The 16,545-nt window shown below is 50.1% G+C and carries 15 protein-coding genes and 1 tRNA gene; 10 read left to right on the top strand and 6 right to left on the bottom strand.

Translation table 11 applies throughout. From position 1 onward, the window contains the following. Window position 1: 1 nt before the first annotated feature. From PSAB_RS20405 to PSAB_RS20385, 5 genes are read left to right on the top strand one after another with little or no spacing between them, the layout of a single operon-like run. Window positions 2-2,170 carry a phage tail protein gene (locus PSAB_RS20405; protein WP_025336438.1) on the top strand — a complete coding sequence of 723 codons (2,169 nt, stop codon included), beginning with the start codon at window positions 2-4 and terminating at the stop codon, window positions 2,168-2,170. Window positions 2,171-2,190: 20 nt separating this feature from the next. Continuing rightward, window positions 2,191-2,397, top strand: a complete 207-nt coding sequence (locus tag PSAB_RS20400; RefSeq protein WP_025336437.1) for a hypothetical protein — start codon at window positions 2,191-2,193, stop codon at window positions 2,395-2,397. Next, the gene (locus tag PSAB_RS20395; RefSeq protein WP_025336436.1) at window positions 2,397-2,708 is read left to right on the top strand and encodes an SPFH domain-containing protein; all 312 of its coding nucleotides are present in this window, start codon (window positions 2,397-2,399) and stop codon (window positions 2,706-2,708) included. The genes PSAB_RS20400 and PSAB_RS20395 overlap by 1 nt, the downstream gene beginning before the upstream one ends. A gap of 1 nt (window position 2,709) precedes the next feature. Next, window positions 2,710-3,507 (top strand): M15 family metallopeptidase, encoded by a 798-nt coding sequence (locus PSAB_RS20390; RefSeq protein ID WP_025336435.1) that lies wholly within the window; start codon window positions 2,710-2,712, stop codon window positions 3,505-3,507. A 4-nt stretch (window positions 3,508-3,511) separates the two neighbouring features. Beyond that, a complete protein-coding gene (locus PSAB_RS20385) occupies window positions 3,512-3,694 on the top strand; it encodes a hypothetical protein (RefSeq protein ID WP_025336434.1) in 183 nt (60 codons plus the stop codon). 74 nt (window positions 3,695-3,768) lie between these two features. Here PSAB_RS20385 and PSAB_RS20380 read toward each other — a convergent pair whose 3' ends face one another. From PSAB_RS20380 to PSAB_RS20370, 3 genes are all read right to left on the bottom strand, one after another. Then, window positions 3,769-4,695, bottom strand: a complete 927-nt coding sequence (locus PSAB_RS20380; RefSeq protein ID WP_025336433.1) for a hypothetical protein — start codon at window positions 4,693-4,695, stop codon at window positions 3,769-3,771. A 111-nt stretch (window positions 4,696-4,806) separates the two neighbouring features. Then, window positions 4,807-5,439 carry an outer membrane protein assembly factor BamD gene (locus PSAB_RS24735; protein WP_025336432.1) on the bottom strand — a complete coding sequence of 211 codons (633 nt, stop codon included), beginning with the start codon at window positions 5,437-5,439 and terminating at the stop codon, window positions 4,807-4,809. Between the two features lie 197 nt (window positions 5,440-5,636). Next, entirely contained in the window at window positions 5,637-6,002 is a 366-nt protein-coding gene (locus PSAB_RS20370; protein ID WP_025336431.1) for a YhjD family protein, read from the bottom strand. 242 nt (window positions 6,003-6,244) lie between these two features. Here PSAB_RS20370 and PSAB_RS20365 point away from each other — a divergent pair. From PSAB_RS20365 to nifH, 5 genes are all read left to right on the top strand, one after another. Beyond that, a tRNA-Leu gene (locus PSAB_RS20365) sits at window positions 6,245-6,324 on the top strand. A 168-nt stretch (window positions 6,325-6,492) separates the two neighbouring features. Continuing rightward, entirely contained in the window at window positions 6,493-7,839 is a 1,347-nt protein-coding gene (locus tag PSAB_RS20360) for a nitrogenase component 1 (RefSeq protein WP_025336430.1), read from the top strand. A gap of 3 nt (window positions 7,840-7,842) precedes the next feature. Next, entirely contained in the window at window positions 7,843-9,138 is a 1,296-nt protein-coding gene (locus PSAB_RS20355; protein WP_025336429.1) for a nitrogenase component 1, read from the top strand. A gap of 269 nt (window positions 9,139-9,407) precedes the next feature. Continuing rightward, window positions 9,408-9,875, top strand: a complete 468-nt coding sequence (locus PSAB_RS20350; RefSeq protein ID WP_025336428.1) for a NifB/NifX family molybdenum-iron cluster-binding protein — start codon at window positions 9,408-9,410, stop codon at window positions 9,873-9,875. Window positions 9,876-9,949: 74 nt separating this feature from the next. Then, entirely contained in the window at window positions 9,950-10,840 is an 891-nt protein-coding gene (nifH, locus tag PSAB_RS20345) for a nitrogenase iron protein (RefSeq protein WP_025336427.1), read from the top strand. A 107-nt stretch (window positions 10,841-10,947) separates the two neighbouring features. Here the strand turns inward: nifH and PSAB_RS20340 are convergent, their stop codons facing one another. From PSAB_RS20340 to PSAB_RS20330, 3 genes are all read right to left on the bottom strand, one after another. Continuing rightward, complete coding sequence (locus tag PSAB_RS20340) at window positions 10,948-12,519, bottom strand: alpha-amylase family glycosyl hydrolase (RefSeq protein ID WP_025336426.1); 1,572 nt, start codon at window positions 12,517-12,519, stop codon at window positions 10,948-10,950. A 42-nt stretch (window positions 12,520-12,561) separates the two neighbouring features. After that, the gene (locus tag PSAB_RS20335) at window positions 12,562-13,398 is read right to left on the bottom strand and encodes a hypothetical protein (protein WP_158442610.1); all 837 of its coding nucleotides are present in this window, start codon (window positions 13,396-13,398) and stop codon (window positions 12,562-12,564) included. 130 nt (window positions 13,399-13,528) lie between these two features. Beyond that, window positions 13,529-16,078: a glycoside hydrolase family 31 protein gene (locus PSAB_RS20330; protein WP_025336424.1), complete on the bottom strand. Its 2,550-nt coding sequence runs from the start codon at window positions 16,076-16,078 to the stop codon at window positions 13,529-13,531. Window positions 16,079-16,545: the final 467 nt, after the last annotated feature.

Raw genomic sequence — 16,545 nt, 5'->3', positions numbered from 1 at the left:
GGTGATTGCGATCATTAACGGAAACGCCGCTACACTACAATCGTACGACCGCCATTTCCAGCGGATCGGAATCTTACGCGACGCTTACGATATTACGCGGACCAGGCGGATTAACGCAGACGATACTTTAACGTTCTCGGTCCCGATGTCATCCGATGACTTCCGCGATAAATTACCGCTCAAAGGTCACGTTAAGGACGAGCGCGGCCAGTATTACGTTATCAATAGCCGCCAGCGTAACCGTGAGGACCGTAAGCTGACCGCTCAGATATCGTGTTCTCACGTTATGTTCAAACTGGCGGATTACAAGTTTCCGTACGCGTCCTACATGGCGGAAGGGTACGGTATCCATATCACGCAATTAACAGCGCTCATCCAGTCCGCAACGGGTGGGCGCTTTTCTATTGCGGTCGATGACACGTTCGACCTAGCGGACGTCAAGGCGTTCGGCGGCGGCAATTGTCTCGAATCACTCAACGCAGTCCTGACGCTATACGGAGCGGAAGTCGAACCGGATAACTTTACGCTGCATGTCCGCAAGAAGATCGGAGACTCCGCGTCGGATTACCGCGTCCAGGTTACACGTAATCTGCTGACCGCTTCATTTACGGACAGCGGCGCTTCTTTGTGTACGCGATTATTCTGCGAAATGAAAGACTCGCGGACTTGGATCGGACAGCCTGCGTCAATTTTAACGCCGGAAGAACGGTCGCGTTTAGAGGCGATACCGGGCGCAATCGACGGCGCAGGCAATCTAGCGGTCAACTATCTTGTATCGCAATATGCTGCGGATTGGTCATCGGATAGCGTTCCGTATTATGACGATTTATTGACGGAGCAAGACGTTACCGATCCGCTAAAACTGCTCGAGGCGGCGCGCTTACGCTTGGCTGAACGCGAAGTACCGGCGCTCGAAGTCAACGTATCGGCTGCAGATTTATTCAAGATCGATAAGGACGAAGCGCGGCCGGGCCTCGGTGATACCGTTACGCTCGTCGATCCTGCGCTCGGCCTGACCGGAATTACAGCGCGAATCACGGAGATGACAGAATATCCGTACGCGGCCGACCAGCATACGCAGCTTACCGTTGCGAACGTCATGCGGCGAGATTTTACGCAGATTCTAGCGGACTTGGAGACGAGTAGACGGACGGTCGACAACGTGTTCAGCGGTGGGCGGATTCGGGCGGACGTGTTCGAAGAGTTCGCTCGGTTGGCGGTAATAGACGTGACCGCGTCTAAAACGGAGGTCAAGTATGATACGCGCGGGATCGTCCTGCAGTCGACAGCGGACGCGAACGACCTCGTACTATTAACGTCGAACGGCATCGTTATTTCGACGGACGGCGGAGCTACGGCCCGGACAGCAATTACGGCTAACGGAGTCGCAGCGGAACAGGTTATCGGCCAACTCGGTAACTTCGTCAGCATGGTTATCGGCGCAGACAATAACGTAGTCAAGATCAACACGAACGGAATTAGCGCAGGCCATGCAGACTTCAACAGCGCACCGTTCCGCTTGGACATGGCCGGAAACCTAACCGCGAACAGCCTGACCGCCAACTATGCGCATATCAATTCGTCAAACTTTACGGACGGTGCGATCGTCGGTTCGTCGATTAACGTCGGCAGCGGTATGTTCACCGTTACAAGCGGCGGAATCATGAGCGCGGTAGACGGTAACTTTAGCGGGTCGATATCAGCGTCAACGATTAGCGGCGGTACAATAACCGGGGCACACATCAGGACGGCGGCTGGCGGTGTCTATCCATGCGCTGAGATCAGTAACACCGATAATTTATTCGCGGCATATCGAGACGCAAGCAACTACGTCAAGATCGAGACGGATATATCGGGAGCGCCGGGCGTACGCTTTGTAGCTGGCGGAGTGGTCATCGGATCACTGGCGACTTATCCGGGTTACCTCGATATATGGGGACCGGAGACATTATCGTTAAGAGCTCCGAATGTCTTAATAAACGGCAGTAACGCGGTTAACGAACCGATGCTCGAACCCATTTACGAAGAGTTAGATAACGTTAACAGCCTCGCGACCGGAATCCAGTACAGCGCCGGCGTTAACCTATCCTACGATCCTTCGACCGGTAATTTAAAGATGTACAACACATTCGGAGACCAAATCGCAATGGTCAACATACCGTCAGCCTAACGAAGAAAGGACGTAATTAAATGAAAGCACGCGCACTACTTGAATGTACGATCGATACCGCAAGCCCAGCCGCAGAACTATCCGCGACCATTAGCGCAGTTCTGGCGGTCCTACCATCCGCTGAACAACGCCTATCCGTTCTGCGCTCGCTCGATGACGAAATCGGCCGGGCCTTGGCGGAGTTTGAAGCGGCGAGTAAACCGCAAGAAACGGAGGATGCCGCTTAATGGACGCAGTATGGGCCGAAGTAACAAAGAACGGAATATTTGCGATTGCGGCCGCTGTTATCGGTGTCGCGCTATGGAAGCAGATGCAACGCATATCGGACGAAGCACGGGCGCGGGAAGAGCGTATAAGCGCGGAAGCCAAGGCGGAGCGCGAACTTATGCACGCGGAGGCGATTGCGCGAGAAGACCGCTTGATGAAACTGGCGGAGGGTCTGACGGACAGGTTCGAAGCGCTGGCCGGCCAATACGAAAGCCTGGCGCTGGATGTTCACGATATCAAAGCGAATTTGAACGGAAAGGATGCTGCGTAAAATGGGCGATAAATTAACACTCGAACAAGTACGCGCCAAGTCCGCTAGTAAGTTGAGCGGGCTTCTTTGCGCTGACCGGGCGGCAGCCGAGGCGCTGATTGACTTTGCGTACGCGTGCGGAGTGCCTATCGTAATCACGCAGGGCCTACGGACAATCGACGAACAAAACGCACTCTATGCGCAGGGGCGGACAACGCGCGGCCAGATCGTAACCAATGCGCGCGGCGGCTATTCGTACCACAACTTCGGAGTTGCGATCGACTTCGCGCTGCTGCTTCCGGACGGCGGCGTAAGTTGGGACACGAAGCGCGACGGAGACTGCGACGGACTGGCGGACTGGGGCGAAGTTGTTGCGCAGGCAAAGCGCCTCGGATGGGATTGGGGCGGAGACTGGCGTTCGTTTACGGACCTGCCGCACTTCGAAATGACATTCGGACTGTCGACCGCAGATTATCGCGCCGGCAAACGACCGACACAGGCGCAGCTTGACGCGGCCCTAGCGCGGGTTAAGGCGCTCAAAGAAACCGAAGGAGAAGATGACGAAATGACCACGGAAGAAAAGGCGAAGATCGCGGAGCAATTTAAGGCGCTGCAAGAAACGGTAGAGACGCAGACTAAACGGATTGAAACGCTCGAAGCCCGCGCGAAGATGGGCGCTATTCCTACGTGGGCTCTGCCCGCGTGTGAGAACGCGAAGAAAGCGGGCTTTATCGATACGACTGCGGACGGTAGCTACGATTTCTACCGGTTGGTGACGCTGCTGGATCGCGCCGGCATGTTCGTAAAGAAGGGAGCGTAATATAATGAAGAAACGTTTACTCAATCCGGTATTTATCGCAGCGGTGGCGGGCCTGACGTATCAACTCCTCGTTAAGTACGGGGCGGCCCCGGAAGCTGGCGTGTACCAGGCGGCCGTCGATATCGTAACGTATGCGGTGATTGGCGTCGGGATATATAAAACGTTCCCGGCGGAGGATGCGAAGTAAAACGTAGGGAATAAAAGTGCAGTCTTAGCGGATAGGGTTCCGTTAGGGCTGCGCTTTTTTTCGTTTATTGTTAGTTACGAAGAGGTATTATTAAGTTCATTCGCCATATCTCTAAAAATTGCGTTGGTATTTTCTTTTAGTTCTGCTAGCTGTGGTCGGTAAGTTTGGTAAAGAAGAGCAAATCTATCACAGTAATAATTAAATAAAACATTTTCCCTAAAACTTTGGATAAACGAAAGACTTAACAACTCATCATCTTGACATAGAGCATTCAAAATATAGCCAAAATTACTGATCTCATCTATGGTCTCTAGAAGCAGTGCAGGGTATGCTATAGAAACATCCCCGTACATATGCTTAAGTTCTCCGTCTAAATTGAAGGTGAAGTGTGTAGAAAAGGCAGCATTAAACGATGAATGCAGTGATTCAGATAGGAATCTCTGTTGATACTCACGTCTGTTATCAAATTCCGCTACAAACTCATCGTCTGCGCCTAATACTCTGTAAAGTTGATGGATATACTTTCTAATCTTATTGCCTTTGCCCTTTCTGTACCAAAAATCGTTATTGTCATAAACTTCGGTAGTATTTCCATATTCTTTTGAAAAATCGGGATTGATAAGGCTAGTATAAAAAGTATCAAAAGATTCTAAAAGCGGGCGTAATAAACACTTATACGAATCGGATGAGCCTGAAAATAACACACTCCTCATACCTAGCATTAGTGAAAATATCTTGGAGCTAAGTACGAGGAAGGTTATGTTCTCGTGGTTTGATTTTGCATCTGACTCGAAGGTTTTATAGATAGTTTCAATCAGTTGTAATGAGCTGTCAAACAGTACGAGGCCGTCTTGTAAATGCTTATTTAACGATTCTAAAATTTTTTCCCCATGTTTTTGTAGAACCTCTGAATAATTAATAATAGGATTAATTCCTGTAGTTTTGTAGAAGGCATCGTCATATAGGTGTGCAGCTATCAATGCGGTAATTTTCTGATCCATTATCGCCTCTCCTAGTAAAAGTGATTTTCAAACAAACAGATCGCATATGTTATGAATTTAAAGTCGAGACTAACTTTTGAAGGTACTACTCATGCACAGATTCCTGTATTTTTATTTAAGTCCGTACTGCGCTTTTGAAACGACCTTACCGTCCGTATATGTAATTATTGCGTTAGCCCCTAAATCACCTACGCCTTCATAAGAGTATATCTCTGTCCCGTATCCTTCCGATAGAAGTTCGCCCGTGCCGCCTACTATTTTCACCACGTCATATAGCCGCATCCCTTCCTTAATACTTAAAAAGTCGGCCATTGTCATTTTTGCGTTGTCGTCTACTGGTATCCAGTCGCTTGTATCTGTCGGCTGTGCGTCCGCAGGAGTGGGGGAAGGAGTTGGTGGAAAGTTGCCTTGTCTGATAGCTAATTTCTGCGCCTTTTCCTCAGCGCTGACTCCTTCTATAAACTCAATGGCCGACTTTGCCTCTTTGGCCTCTTTCGTCTCTGGATAGTTATTTAATATCTGATAAAACATTTTCCGAGCAGTCAACGGTCGGCCTTCGTTAAGTTCTGTTTTAGCGCTACGGAATAACTCGTCAGGTGGGAGGGAAGGTTCTGGAGATGGCGACGGGGATGGCACTACAATCGGTTTCGGCGAATGGCTGGGCGTTGGTGACGTTTGTTCTGTGACGTGTCCACAACCGGCCAAGAGAAGGAAAAAAATGAGCACGAACATACTACGTTTCATTGTTATCTCCTTTAGTTTTACAATGTTTCTAATATTATACGGAGATACGCTGTTTCAGTGTCAATGATATTTCCAGCTCATGCCGATAGACTGACCGGCGTAAGATACTCGCTATCATACCGCCAGCCAACGAACACGCGCGATCTCCAACGCCCCGGTTCAAGATTAGCGCACGAGGGGACGAAACAGGCCGTATTTTAGTTTGGTAACTCGAACGTCAGGTACTTCCGCATAAGAGATACCGCAATCTCCGCGATCTCCCTGTTTTCTAACGTCATTTCCCCGCCGCTGCCTCGATAATGGAACTTCACGACAATGCCACTGCCCGTCCGTTCGTTCTTGTATATATTAAGCCCGCGCTTCAAAGCTTCGTAGCGGGTCAGACGTGTCTCGTGGCACAGACGTTCACGGGCCGCATGTATCCAGTCGACGTACGGATCGGGTGAGCGTAGATTGAGGAAAACGCGAGTGTCGCGTTCGAATGCGTGAAGGACGAGCGGAAGGATTACGTACGGTTTGATTAGCGCCCGGTCTTCTTCCGTGATTGAGGTCGGTGTTTTCATATCGCAAGCCTCCGATAATAGCGAATATATGTTCGTATTATAACGTAGAGACGGGCGTTTATCAAGCGAACAACCTTTGCGCTGCGGGTGCGTCCGAGTTATACTTATCAGTACGTTGAGGTGCGCACGACCCGGAGGCGCATACGATTAGATTATCGTTGATTGACCGGATGATTGACCGTAGTTGTACGATTAAAACCGAATAATACGCGGTACAACAGCGTTAAAACCCTTATGTGACGGGAGGTGTGGCGGAACTGGCAGACGCGCGCGACTCAAAATCGTGAGGGAAACCGTGGAGGTTCGAGTCCTCTCACCGGCATCATTCAAATAGGCTCATAAGATTGCTTTAGCGATCTTATGAGCCTATTTATTTTTTTCTTTTTTTTGAAACTGATGAATGCTAAATAAATGAAAAATGTTATAAATGATGAGGATTAATTATGTTTAAATATAAATAGATATAAACTGTGTGATTGGAGGTTATCTGATGCATCATTCCGGCTTATTTGTTGAACCTGCTTGCGAGCACAATCATTGCCCGGATAAAATGGGCTGCTCCAGTCCCAAACCCGGGGAGCGGACACAACCCTGCGCTTTTCAGGGCTCACAGTCGGTATTGATGCCGATCTTGGATACGGCGCATCTGGTTCATGGCACGGCAAGCTGCCTCCAGAACGGTTGGGGAATGCTGAAGGCCCAGTCGCCTGGCGCATCTTTGTCCAAGCTTGTGTTTTCCATGGGAATGACGGAGGAAAATATCACGCTCGGCAGTGAGAAGAAACTTCTGCAAATGATTGGCCAAATCATCAGGAGGCACCATCCTCCCTGTATTTTTGTATATGCAACCTGCTCTACTGTTTTTGCTATGGAGAATTTAAATGCTGTGTGTGAACAGGCGGAGAAGACATGGGGGATTCCAGTCATCGCCGTTGATAATCCGGGATTATCCGGGGGGCCGAACATAGGGAACCGATATGCGGGGGAAGCCTTATTCAAGAAGGTGATCGGTGCGGCAGACGTTGAAGTCCAAGAATGTACTCCGTTTGATATCAATTTAATCGGCGGGTATCCGTTTGCGCAAGAGATGAAGGAAATTGAAGGCTTGCTGTCCGAGGCGGGAATCCGTGTAATGACGCGAATCGGGGGAGATTGTTCCTTTGATGAACTGCGTGCGGCACATCTTGCAAAGGTCAATATGCTTGTAGGCGGAAGGTCGATGCTGAATTTGGCCCGGCACATGAGGGATACGTTCGATATACCTTTTTGTGAGGGATCTTTCTTCGGGTCCAATGAAATCCGGTTCTCTCTGCGTCAGCTGGCGTATTATTTTCAGAATGCAGAGCTGGATGACAGGCTTCAACGGTATATGCGCAAGGAGGAGGCGCGGCTTCGCAAGGAAATATCTTTGACCTGCAAACCACTGAAGGGGAAAAAAGTCATGCTCTTTACGGAAGGGTCAGAGAGCTGGTTGTATATCTCTGCGCTGCATGAGCTCGGTCTGCGGATTACGGCTATAGGCACCCATTCGAATGCGAGGGAAGATGTATCGCGAATCAAGGAGAGAATCAAAGAGGATACGCTGATCCTAACGGAAATTGATGAAAAAAGCATGCTTAAGCTGTACGAGTCACGGCAGGCTGATCTGATGATCGTCAGCGGACGCAGCGCCTATGTGCCTTTGAAAGAGAAAATACCGTTTCTGGATATTGATGAAGATCGCCGGAAGACGTATTCGGGTTACGCCGGCTTGCGGAGAATGGCTGAAGACCTTATGGATATTTTGGAACAGCCAGTTTGGCAAACGGTCTGCCGCCGTCCGCCATGGGAGGTGTAAGCCATGTCTATACCATTCAGGTCGAGTGACGAACCGCTGCCAGACAATCTCCTGCTGGGTAACCAGACGATCGGCGGCGTGCTTGCCCTTCAGGGGATTTACCGCTCCCTGCCACTTCTGCACGGGGGCTCGGGATGTGCTGAAGCCATCCGGACCGTTATGTCACGCCACTTCAGGGAACCGGTGTCCATACAAAATATATCGATTCAGGATGCCGATGTCATCCTGGGCGGTAACAATGCGGTCTGTGAAGCGCTTCAGCATGCGATCGCAGGGGATAACCCGGATGTGATTGCGATTATCGGTACTTCGTTAACGGTTGCGGCCAGAGAGGACTTGGAGGAAATAACGAAGCGTTATTTGGATGAAAACTTGCAGGCTTTTGAAGACAAGCTGCTGTTGACCTTGTCGCTGCCGGATGGTGAGGGCTCGATGGAATCGGGCTACGCTCAGGTTGTCCAATCCGTGATCGAAGAAATCCTCCGTTCCCGTCCCAAAGCACTGCCCAAAAAACACCGTAACCGGATCAATCTCCTGCCTGGTCCTCACCTGACACCGGGAGACGTGATGGAATTAAAAGAAATCATCGCCTCGTTCGGCATGGAGGTGATCGTACTTCCCGACCTGTCCTCCTCGCTGACGGGCCATCTGCTGACAGGCCATACCTCATTATCCCGGGGTGGTGTTCCCTTGGACTATCTGAAGGAAATGCTCGGTTCCGGCTTCACCGTAGCGGTTGGACGATGCATGGAGCCCAGCGCCAAGCTGCTCCGCAAAGAGCTTAACATCCCTTATCGTGTATTCCAAGGAATAACCGGTCTGCAGGAGACGGATGAATTTTTTCAATTCCTGCTGGAGCTGAGCGGAAACGAGGTTCAGGTTAAATACCGCTGGCAGCGGCAGTTCCTGCTGGATTGTATGCTGGATACCTGCTCAACGTTTAGAGGCAAGAGAATAGTCGCGGCGCTAGAGGCCGACCATTTGCGCTCGCTGTCCCAGTGGCTTTCGGAAGTCGGTGTTAAGTCGTTTGAGCCGGTGTTTTCTTCGCCATTGTCCGCGCAAATCCACGACCGGCGGATATTGGAACAAGAACCGGTGCAGGCTGCCGATTTATGGGTCGGAAGTTCGTACAGCGAATCGATGGCGGAAGAATGGGGTATTCCTTTTATCCCCTTCGGCTTTCCCGTGTTTAACCGCTTTGGTTCGTCATTTCAGGTTAGTGTCGGCTACCGGGGGACGGCGGAATTGTTGAATTATTTCGGAAATGTTCTGTTGAATGGAAGAGAAATCATTCGATAAGCGCAGCCTTTGCGCTTTTCTTTTTAACAATGTAAGCGATTAATTAGAGAAATGAAAGCGCATCATCGCAGCTTTATGTGAGTTAATATGACGCAGTGTTTGAACGATTTGTCAAAGAGCAATGTATGCGCTTTAGCGTCATTGACAGCTTTTGTCTTCAAAGTCTAATATGGCTCTAACGAGTTAAACCAACTCTCGCAAAATGTTATGTAATATTACACGGGACTTCTGCAATGCTTGTCATTAACCTTTCTAAAGGAGGCGTTTCAGTGGAAACAATTGACGCCGCCGATGAATCGAGCCGTCAAACGGCTAAGAAGCAGCAGGCGGACGAAGGGCAGACGCCTAAAACGGCTGAGCTTCCGGCATCCGAACCTGCGGCGATCCGAATAGCTGTTGCAACACGGGGCGGCGGAAAAGTTAATGTGCACTTTGGTCACGCGAGCGAGTTTTGGATCTATGACGTCTTTGGACAAGAGACGAAGCAATTGGAAGTGCGCCAGGTTGAAGCGTATTGCACCGGAAGGATCGAGTGCAGCAGTCCGGATGACAAAAAGAAGATTTTTGACCATACGGCGGCTATGCTCGGGGATTGCCAAGTGCTATTGTGCTCGGGAATCGGCGATTCGCCGAGGCGCAAGCTTTTGCAAAAAGGGATTGTGGCACTTTCCGGTAAAGGCGGCATTGAAGAGCTGCTGCTGGAGAGCGTCGAGTTCTACAAGGATTTAGGGATTTGACGACGACGGCGGCTTCAGAAATTGGTATCAATAAAACAGTTTAAGTATTCTAATATATTGGAGGATGATTATTCATGAGTAAGAAACCAAGACAAATCGCGTTCTATGGTAAAGGCGGTATCGGTAAATCTACAACTTCCCAGAACACGCTGGCTCAGCTGGCAACGACTTTCGGTCAAAAAATCATGATCGTAGGCTGTGACCCTAAAGCCGACTCCACTCGTCTGATCCTGAACACGAAAGCTCAACAAACTGTACTTCACCTCGCTGCTGAAATGGGTTCGGTTGAAGATCTCGAACTCGAAGACGTAGTATCAACCGGCTTTGGCGACATCCTCTGCGTTGAGTCCGGCGGTCCGGAACCAGGCGTGGGCTGCGCAGGCCGCGGTATCATCACTTCCATCAACTTCCTGGAAGAGCAAGGCGCTTACGACGGTATGGACTTCATCTCCTATGACGTACTCGGTGACGTTGTATGCGGCGGTTTCGCAATGCCTATCCGCGAGAACAAAGCACAAGAGATTTACATCGTCTGCTCCGGTGAAATGATGGCTATGTACGCTGCCAACAACATCGCACGCGGTATCCTGAAATATGCGCAAAGCGGCGGCGTTCGTCTGGGCGGCCTGATCTGTAACTCCCGTAACACCGACCGTGAAGACGAGCTGATCATGGAACTTGCGCGTCGTCTGAACACGCAAATGATCCACTTCGTACCTCGCGACAACGTCGTACAACATGCCGAGCTGAGAAGAATGACAGTTACTCAATACAACCCTGAGCACAACCAAGCCAACGAATACAAACAACTGGCTGACAAAATCCTGCACAACGAAATGCTGACCATCCCAACTCCGATCGAAATGGACGAACTGGAACAACTGCTGATCGAGTTCGGTGTGGTAGAAGACGAAGAAACAGCTATCAAGAAGCTGGAAGAGAAAGAAGCAGCAGCCAACGCCTAAGCGAAGAGAAGCCCTAGGCTGAGTATGAAATCATAATATAATGAAACAGGCTTGTACAACGGCGAATCAGCCGTAGGTACAAGCCTGTTTGTTTTATTCGGTTAAGGTTATTTCTTCAGCCCGCAGGTGGTATAGGCCGGGATGGTGATGTTAAGCTGATCGCCGGCTTTCTTGATTTTCACTTCATTAGAAGTGGAGAATTCGAGCTTTCGGCCCTGCCATTCTTCGTTGGAGATTTGGATTGTTACGGTGTCTGCACTCAAATTATGCAGAACGAGTACGGAGTCATCCTCAAAGGTTCGGGTGTATCCCATAATGCGGCTGTCTCCAGTCGTCATCTCCTGAATGTCGCCTTTCATTAGAGCAGGACTCTCATGACGGAAGCGGATCAGCTCCTTGTAATGGGAGAGAAGGGAGTCCTTATCCTTCTCCTGCGACTCTACGGAGACGGCGTCCGGGCCTGTATTATCGCGGGAGGGCTCCCAATCCGTCTGTCCTTCTCCGCTTCCCGGGTACCACCGGAACGGCTCGCGGATATTCTCGTCCGGCTTCTCACCAAGCATACCGATTTCCTCTCCATAATAAATGAACGGGTTACCCGGCAGGGTGAGCAGGATGGAGGCGGCGGTTTTGGCTTTATTCACGTCCCCATTCAATAAGGACATTGTCCGTTCCTGATCGTGATTGGTCAGGAACGGAGCGTCGATAGGGTTATCGGCATATTTGCTGTACAAGTCCAGCGTATTCGAAGCAAAACCAGCAAGTCCGTTATCCGAGCCGCTTTGCACGGCGTCCAGAATCTTCGAGGACAGGTCGAAGTCGAAAGAAGAATCCAGCGCCTTGTAGTAAGGAGCGATATTGTTCGGGCGGTCCCACACCTCGCCGACCAGATAAACGTCCGGCTTGACCTCGGCCAGTCCCCGCTTGAATTCATCCCACCATGCAACGTTCTTGCTCACTTCATCAGGCTTGCTGTAGATGTGCATAGCTGCGTCGAGACGGAAACCGTCGACTCCCTGGTTCAGCCAATGCTTGCCGACATTGATCATTTCTTCACGTACTTTAGGATTATCAAAATTCAAATCTGGCATGAAATCAATAAACAGGGCGTAGTAGTAGTCCCCGGAACCCGGATAGGACTCGTGCCAGAGTTGCTGTCCCCACGGCCCTTTTTCATTCAGGTCGGTGTTCTCGTCAGCCCAGATATAATAATCCCGGTACGGACTGTTCTTGTCCTTGGCGGCTGCCTGAAACCACGGATGCTTGTTGCTCGTGTGGTTGAGCGCAAGGTCGATCGTCACCTTCATTCCCCGCTTATGCGCTTCTTGCGTCAGGCGGCGGAAGTCTTCCGTGGTGCCGTACGCCGGATCTACACTGTAGAAATCGGTTGTATCGTACTTATGGTAGCTGGGGGAAGAGCCGATCGGCATCAGCCACAGCGAATCGACGCCCAAATCTTTCTTCGTATGCGGATTTCCGTCATTGAGATAGTCCAGCTTTTGCAGGATGCCGTTCAGGTCGCCTTTACCGTCGTTGTTGGAATCAGAGAAGGAATTGACATAAATCTCATAATAGACGCCAAGGCCCGAGTCACTCTGAATTTGCGGTTTTGCAAGAGCACCGCTGGCGAAGCTGAACAGCAGGGGTAGGGTTAAGGCCATGGATGTAATTTTTTTCATCGTAGAAACCTCTCTTCCTTAAAAATAATGGGGTTATAATTGTTAATTTGCAGCGCCGTAATCGGCATCAATGATCGAATCCAGGGAATGTCCGCTTTCCGTTAGCGTTTCAACTACCGGCCCCAAATACAAATCGGTCTGCCAATACCCGGATTCCGGCAGGTCAACGTGAACGGTATGCGTTCCCGGTCCATAGGTTTCGGTCACATTATCGTACACATGCTGATTCTCGTAAGGCTTGCCGTCTTCCTGTGGAATGACGCCTTCCGGATAGGTGTAGCTGGAGAAGCTGATCTCGATTTTCCCGATGCCTTCAGGGACCGTAAATGTCGCCGTTCCGCCTTGAACATCGGAGTTGAAATACTGATCGAACGGACGCTCGGGCTGGTTTGATTCAGCGTCCACGCGGGTTTCTTCTACGGTAATGGAATCGCTCCACAATACGCCGGTTCCTGGATGGCCTGGACGCTGATAGGCTTTGAACATGTAGTTGCCCTGTTCGAGTACTGCCGGCGTGAAGGTCAGTTCCTGAGATTCGCCGGGAGCGAGTGCCCCGATTACGCCTGTGGCAACGACTTCGCCGTTCTTTGGATTACCGGTGTCGCTGCGGAATACCTCATAGACGGTTTCGCCCTGCATCCCGGAGCCGCCGTTTATAACGGTCGCCGAAATTCCGGCATAGGTCGTTTCTTGGACGGTAAAGTATAAGGTGCTTTTGTCCCATGCCGATTTAGCCGGTTGGGCCTTGCTGTTTAGCTGGCTTTTCGTTTGTCCGTTGTTGATTTTTTCAGCAGATGCGGTATGTACAGGTTGGACAAGCGGAAGGGTCAATAACGACAGGGAAAGGACTGCAGCGGTGATGGTTTTGGTATGCTTCAAATTAGGCACGCTCATTTCTTCGGATTCTGGCTCATGATGATGCGGCATCGCCTAAAGGATAGGAAAACGGGTGAAGCCGAAGATGCTTACCCGTTTTCCTTTTCTTCCGGCAATAACCGAGAAATCGTTATTATTGAATTTTTACGCTGTGGTTCTCATTGGCCGGGATCTTGACATACAGAACGCGTTCGGCCGAATCGAAGAAGTAACCACTTTCCTGTCCGTTCAATTGCTCCAAGCTGCCAGCTTGATCGTACTTGCTGCCGGCTGCCTGAACTTTCTGAGGCTGCTCGGCATCGTGCAGCTTAAGCGTGTAGGACTTGATGTCGGAAGCGTAGTTTTGAGCTTTCTTGTCCTGCTTGAACTCGATGTGGTTGCCTTTCTTGTCCACCTTGAATTCCGTGATATTGTATTCGCCTTGCTTGTAATCCAAAGTCTGAGCATCGTCTTCGTAGAAGCTGTAGCTGGCTTGATCATTCAGATAGGTGTCGAGGATCAGGTTTTCCAGCTTCTTCTCATTGGTGGATTGCTCCACTTCCTGACGAGGGATAATCGAATTGTTTTTCACGAAAATAGGTAGTGTTCCAAGAGCGGCGTTAACCGTGATCGACTGGTTGCCTTCATATTTTTTGCCTGTCCAGTAATCGACCCATGTCTCGCCGGCCGGCAGATACACTTCGCGGCTCGTTTGGCCTTCTTTGACTACAGGGGCAAGCATCAGCGAATCGCCGAACATAAACTGATCTTCGATGTTATACGTCTTCGCGTCGTCCTGGAACTGGTAAACGAGCGGTTGTTGAACCGGTTGACCGTTCTCCGCGGATTCCTTGAACTGGTTGTACAGGTAAGGCAGCAGCTCATAACGCATGGAGATGTATTTGCGGCTGATATCTTCAACCTCTTTGCCGAAATTCCAAGGCTCTTGTCCGCCTGCCAGTCCGGATTTCGCACTGTTGTCGTAGTGGTCGCGGGCAAACGGCAGGAAAGCGCCGACCTCGATCCATCTTGCGAACAACTCAGGCGTCGGAACATTGCCCGGCGATTTCGCAAAGCCGCCGATATCATTGCCGACAAACGGAACACCGGACAAGCCGACATTGGAGTTCATCGGAATCGACATTTGCAGATGCTCCCAGTTACTTACGTTGTCACCGGTCCAGAGTGCCGCGTAACGCTGCGTTCCTGCGTACATGTCGCGGGTTAACACGAACGGACGGGTGTTCGGTTTGTTTTTGAGGAAGCCGTTGTAGGTCGCTTCGGTTTCAAGATGTCCATAAAGATTGTGGACTTCCGTATGCAGCTTCTTCTCTCCGTTGTCGCCTTCGAACACGACATCCAGCGGCATCGTATGGAAAGGACCGTCAAATACGGCAGGCTCGTTCATATCATTCCAGATGCCGTCAACACCCTCATTCAAGAGTGTTCCGAGATTGTTCGCCCACCAAGTGCGGACATCCGACTTCAGGAAGTTCGGGAAAGCGGATCTGCCCGGCCATACATCGCCGAAGAAGGTAGTGCCGTCCGGATTTTTCGCCCAGTAATCGTTGGCGGTTCCTTCCTGATACATACGGTAATTCTCGTCCTGCTTGACGGCCGGGTCGTTGATAGTGATGGCGTGGAAGCCTTCATTTTTCAGCGTCTTCAGCGCTTGTTTGTACTGGTCGTTCCAGGTGAACACGCGGTATCCGTCCATGTAGTCGATATCAAAATGCATCGTGTCGAGCGGGATTTTTTTCTCGCGGTAGGTTTTGGCCACATCCACGAGTTCTTCCGGTGTATAGCCCCATTTACTTTGATGGAAGCCCAGGGACCACATTGGAGGCGTCTCGGATTTACCTGTCAGCTCGGTGTACCGGTCGATAACGTCGCCGATTTCCGGACCGTTGATGAAGTAGTAAGTCAGAGTGCCGCCGTTGGCGTAGAAGTAGTAATAGTCGTCTTTTTCGCTGGCCATTTCATAATAAGAGCGATTTGTATTGTCGAAGAAAATGCCATAGGCTTTTTTGTCCTTCAGGCCGATGAAGAATGGAATGGAGGTGTAAAGATACTTGGTGTTCTTGTTGTAGGAATAAGCGTCCGTGTTCCACATGCCAAGGCTTTTGCCGCGTTTGTTCAGCCCGCCGGACTGCTCGCCGAAACCGTAGAAGTTTTCACCGGAATCCGTCTTTTTGAACACATAAGGCTTGCCGTTTTCATAGCCGGTCCCTTGAGCCGCGTCTTCGTTGATCACGTTTCCTTGCTTGTCCAGGAATTTGACGCCGAAAGGCTGTTTGTTAATTTTTACGGTGAGCTCGCTGGTAGAAAGGATGTATTCTTTATCCGTTTCCTTGGTGCTGAATTTAGGCGTCTTCCAGTCTTTCTTGGCAATTCCCGGAGAGATGAACTCATCTTCACCGTTTTTAACGACCGAGATCTTGGCCATGTCCTCCGAGAAGAGGCGGATAAATCCCTGATAATCCCCCAGGTTCAGTTTAACCCCGTTCTCCAGGGCTTCTAGCGATTGTACGGATAATGGCTGAAGATTCTGTTTGTTTAACGGGGTATCAGCCTCAGGCTGGGTTTCCGCAAAAACCACATTGGCCGGCAGCACCGCAGATACCGTTCCCGTCAATAGACTGAGGCACACAGCTGCTTGCGCCAGTTTCTTCGACATCCGTGAAGCTTTTAACCTTTTACGCATACATTTCTCTCTCCCACTCCGAAATAGTTTTTGGACAGCAGGCCCTCCGAGGAGTGTTACGCTCCCGCTTTCCGGCTGCCCTTTTTCAAATTAGCAAGGAACAACTGTGTGAACAATGGGGAGAACCTCCTACAGGATTGTCGAAAAAACGGAAACGGCATTTATGAAATCGATTCCATAAATGGGGGGCGAAACTGCGAAAACCTTGCCGGACAAGGAGTTCAAGTTTTTTTCGCTTTTATTTTCCCCGCCGATGAATGATTCAATTTATTACCACTAATATGGAAAAATATGAATATTTATAGTTCCGCAGGTCTAAGGGACTGCAGCTTAGAAGCTCTGCCTGCGAAAGAGTCAACCTCTTAAATTATTGGATATGGTGAAATTGGACACTAAAACGGGCTGATCTTGCAAAGAATACACAATTTTCAATAAAAAAGTTCAATTTTTAAAAAATCAAGAGGGGG

Source organism: Paenibacillus sabinae T27 (assembly GCF_000612505.1).
GTDB classification, from domain to species: domain Bacteria; phylum Bacillota; class Bacilli; order Paenibacillales; family Paenibacillaceae; genus Paenibacillus_AQ; species Paenibacillus_AQ sabinae.
This window is presented reverse-complemented; position numbering and strand designations above follow the sequence as displayed.

What these genes read in the sequence shown, in the direction of transcription:
- PSAB_RS20400 (WP_025336437.1), top strand. Translation starts at nt 2,191, where the DNA reads ATGAAAGCACGCGCACTACTTGAATGTACGATCGATACCGCAAGCCCA.
- PSAB_RS20395 (WP_025336436.1), top strand. Translation starts at nt 2,397, where the DNA reads ATGGACGCAGTATGGGCCGAAGTAACAAAGAACGGAATATTTGCGATT.
- PSAB_RS20390 (WP_025336435.1), top strand. Translation starts at nt 2,710, where the DNA reads ATGGGCGATAAATTAACACTCGAACAAGTACGCGCCAAGTCCGCTAGT.
- PSAB_RS20385 (WP_025336434.1), top strand. Translation starts at nt 3,512, where the DNA reads ATGAAGAAACGTTTACTCAATCCGGTATTTATCGCAGCGGTGGCGGGC.
- PSAB_RS20380 (WP_025336433.1), bottom strand. Translation starts at nt 4,695, where the DNA reads ATGGATCAGAAAATTACCGCATTGATAGCTGCACACCTATATGACGAT.
- PSAB_RS24735 (WP_025336432.1), bottom strand. Translation starts at nt 5,439, where the DNA reads ATGAAACGTAGTATGTTCGTGCTCATTTTTTTCCTTCTCTTGGCCGGT.
- PSAB_RS20370 (WP_025336431.1), bottom strand. Translation starts at nt 6,002, where the DNA reads ATGAAAACACCGACCTCAATCACGGAAGAAGACCGGGCGCTAATCAAA.
- PSAB_RS20360 (WP_025336430.1), top strand. Translation starts at nt 6,493, where the DNA reads ATGCATCATTCCGGCTTATTTGTTGAACCTGCTTGCGAGCACAATCAT.
- PSAB_RS20355 (WP_025336429.1), top strand. Translation starts at nt 7,843, where the DNA reads ATGTCTATACCATTCAGGTCGAGTGACGAACCGCTGCCAGACAATCTC.
- nifH (WP_025336427.1), top strand. Translation starts at nt 9,950, where the DNA reads ATGAGTAAGAAACCAAGACAAATCGCGTTCTATGGTAAAGGCGGTATC.
- PSAB_RS20340 (WP_025336426.1), bottom strand. Translation starts at nt 12,519, where the DNA reads ATGAAAAAAATTACATCCATGGCCTTAACCCTACCCCTGCTGTTCAGC.
- PSAB_RS20330 (WP_025336424.1), bottom strand. Translation starts at nt 16,078, where the DNA reads ATGCGTAAAAGGTTAAAAGCTTCACGGATGTCGAAGAAACTGGCGCAA.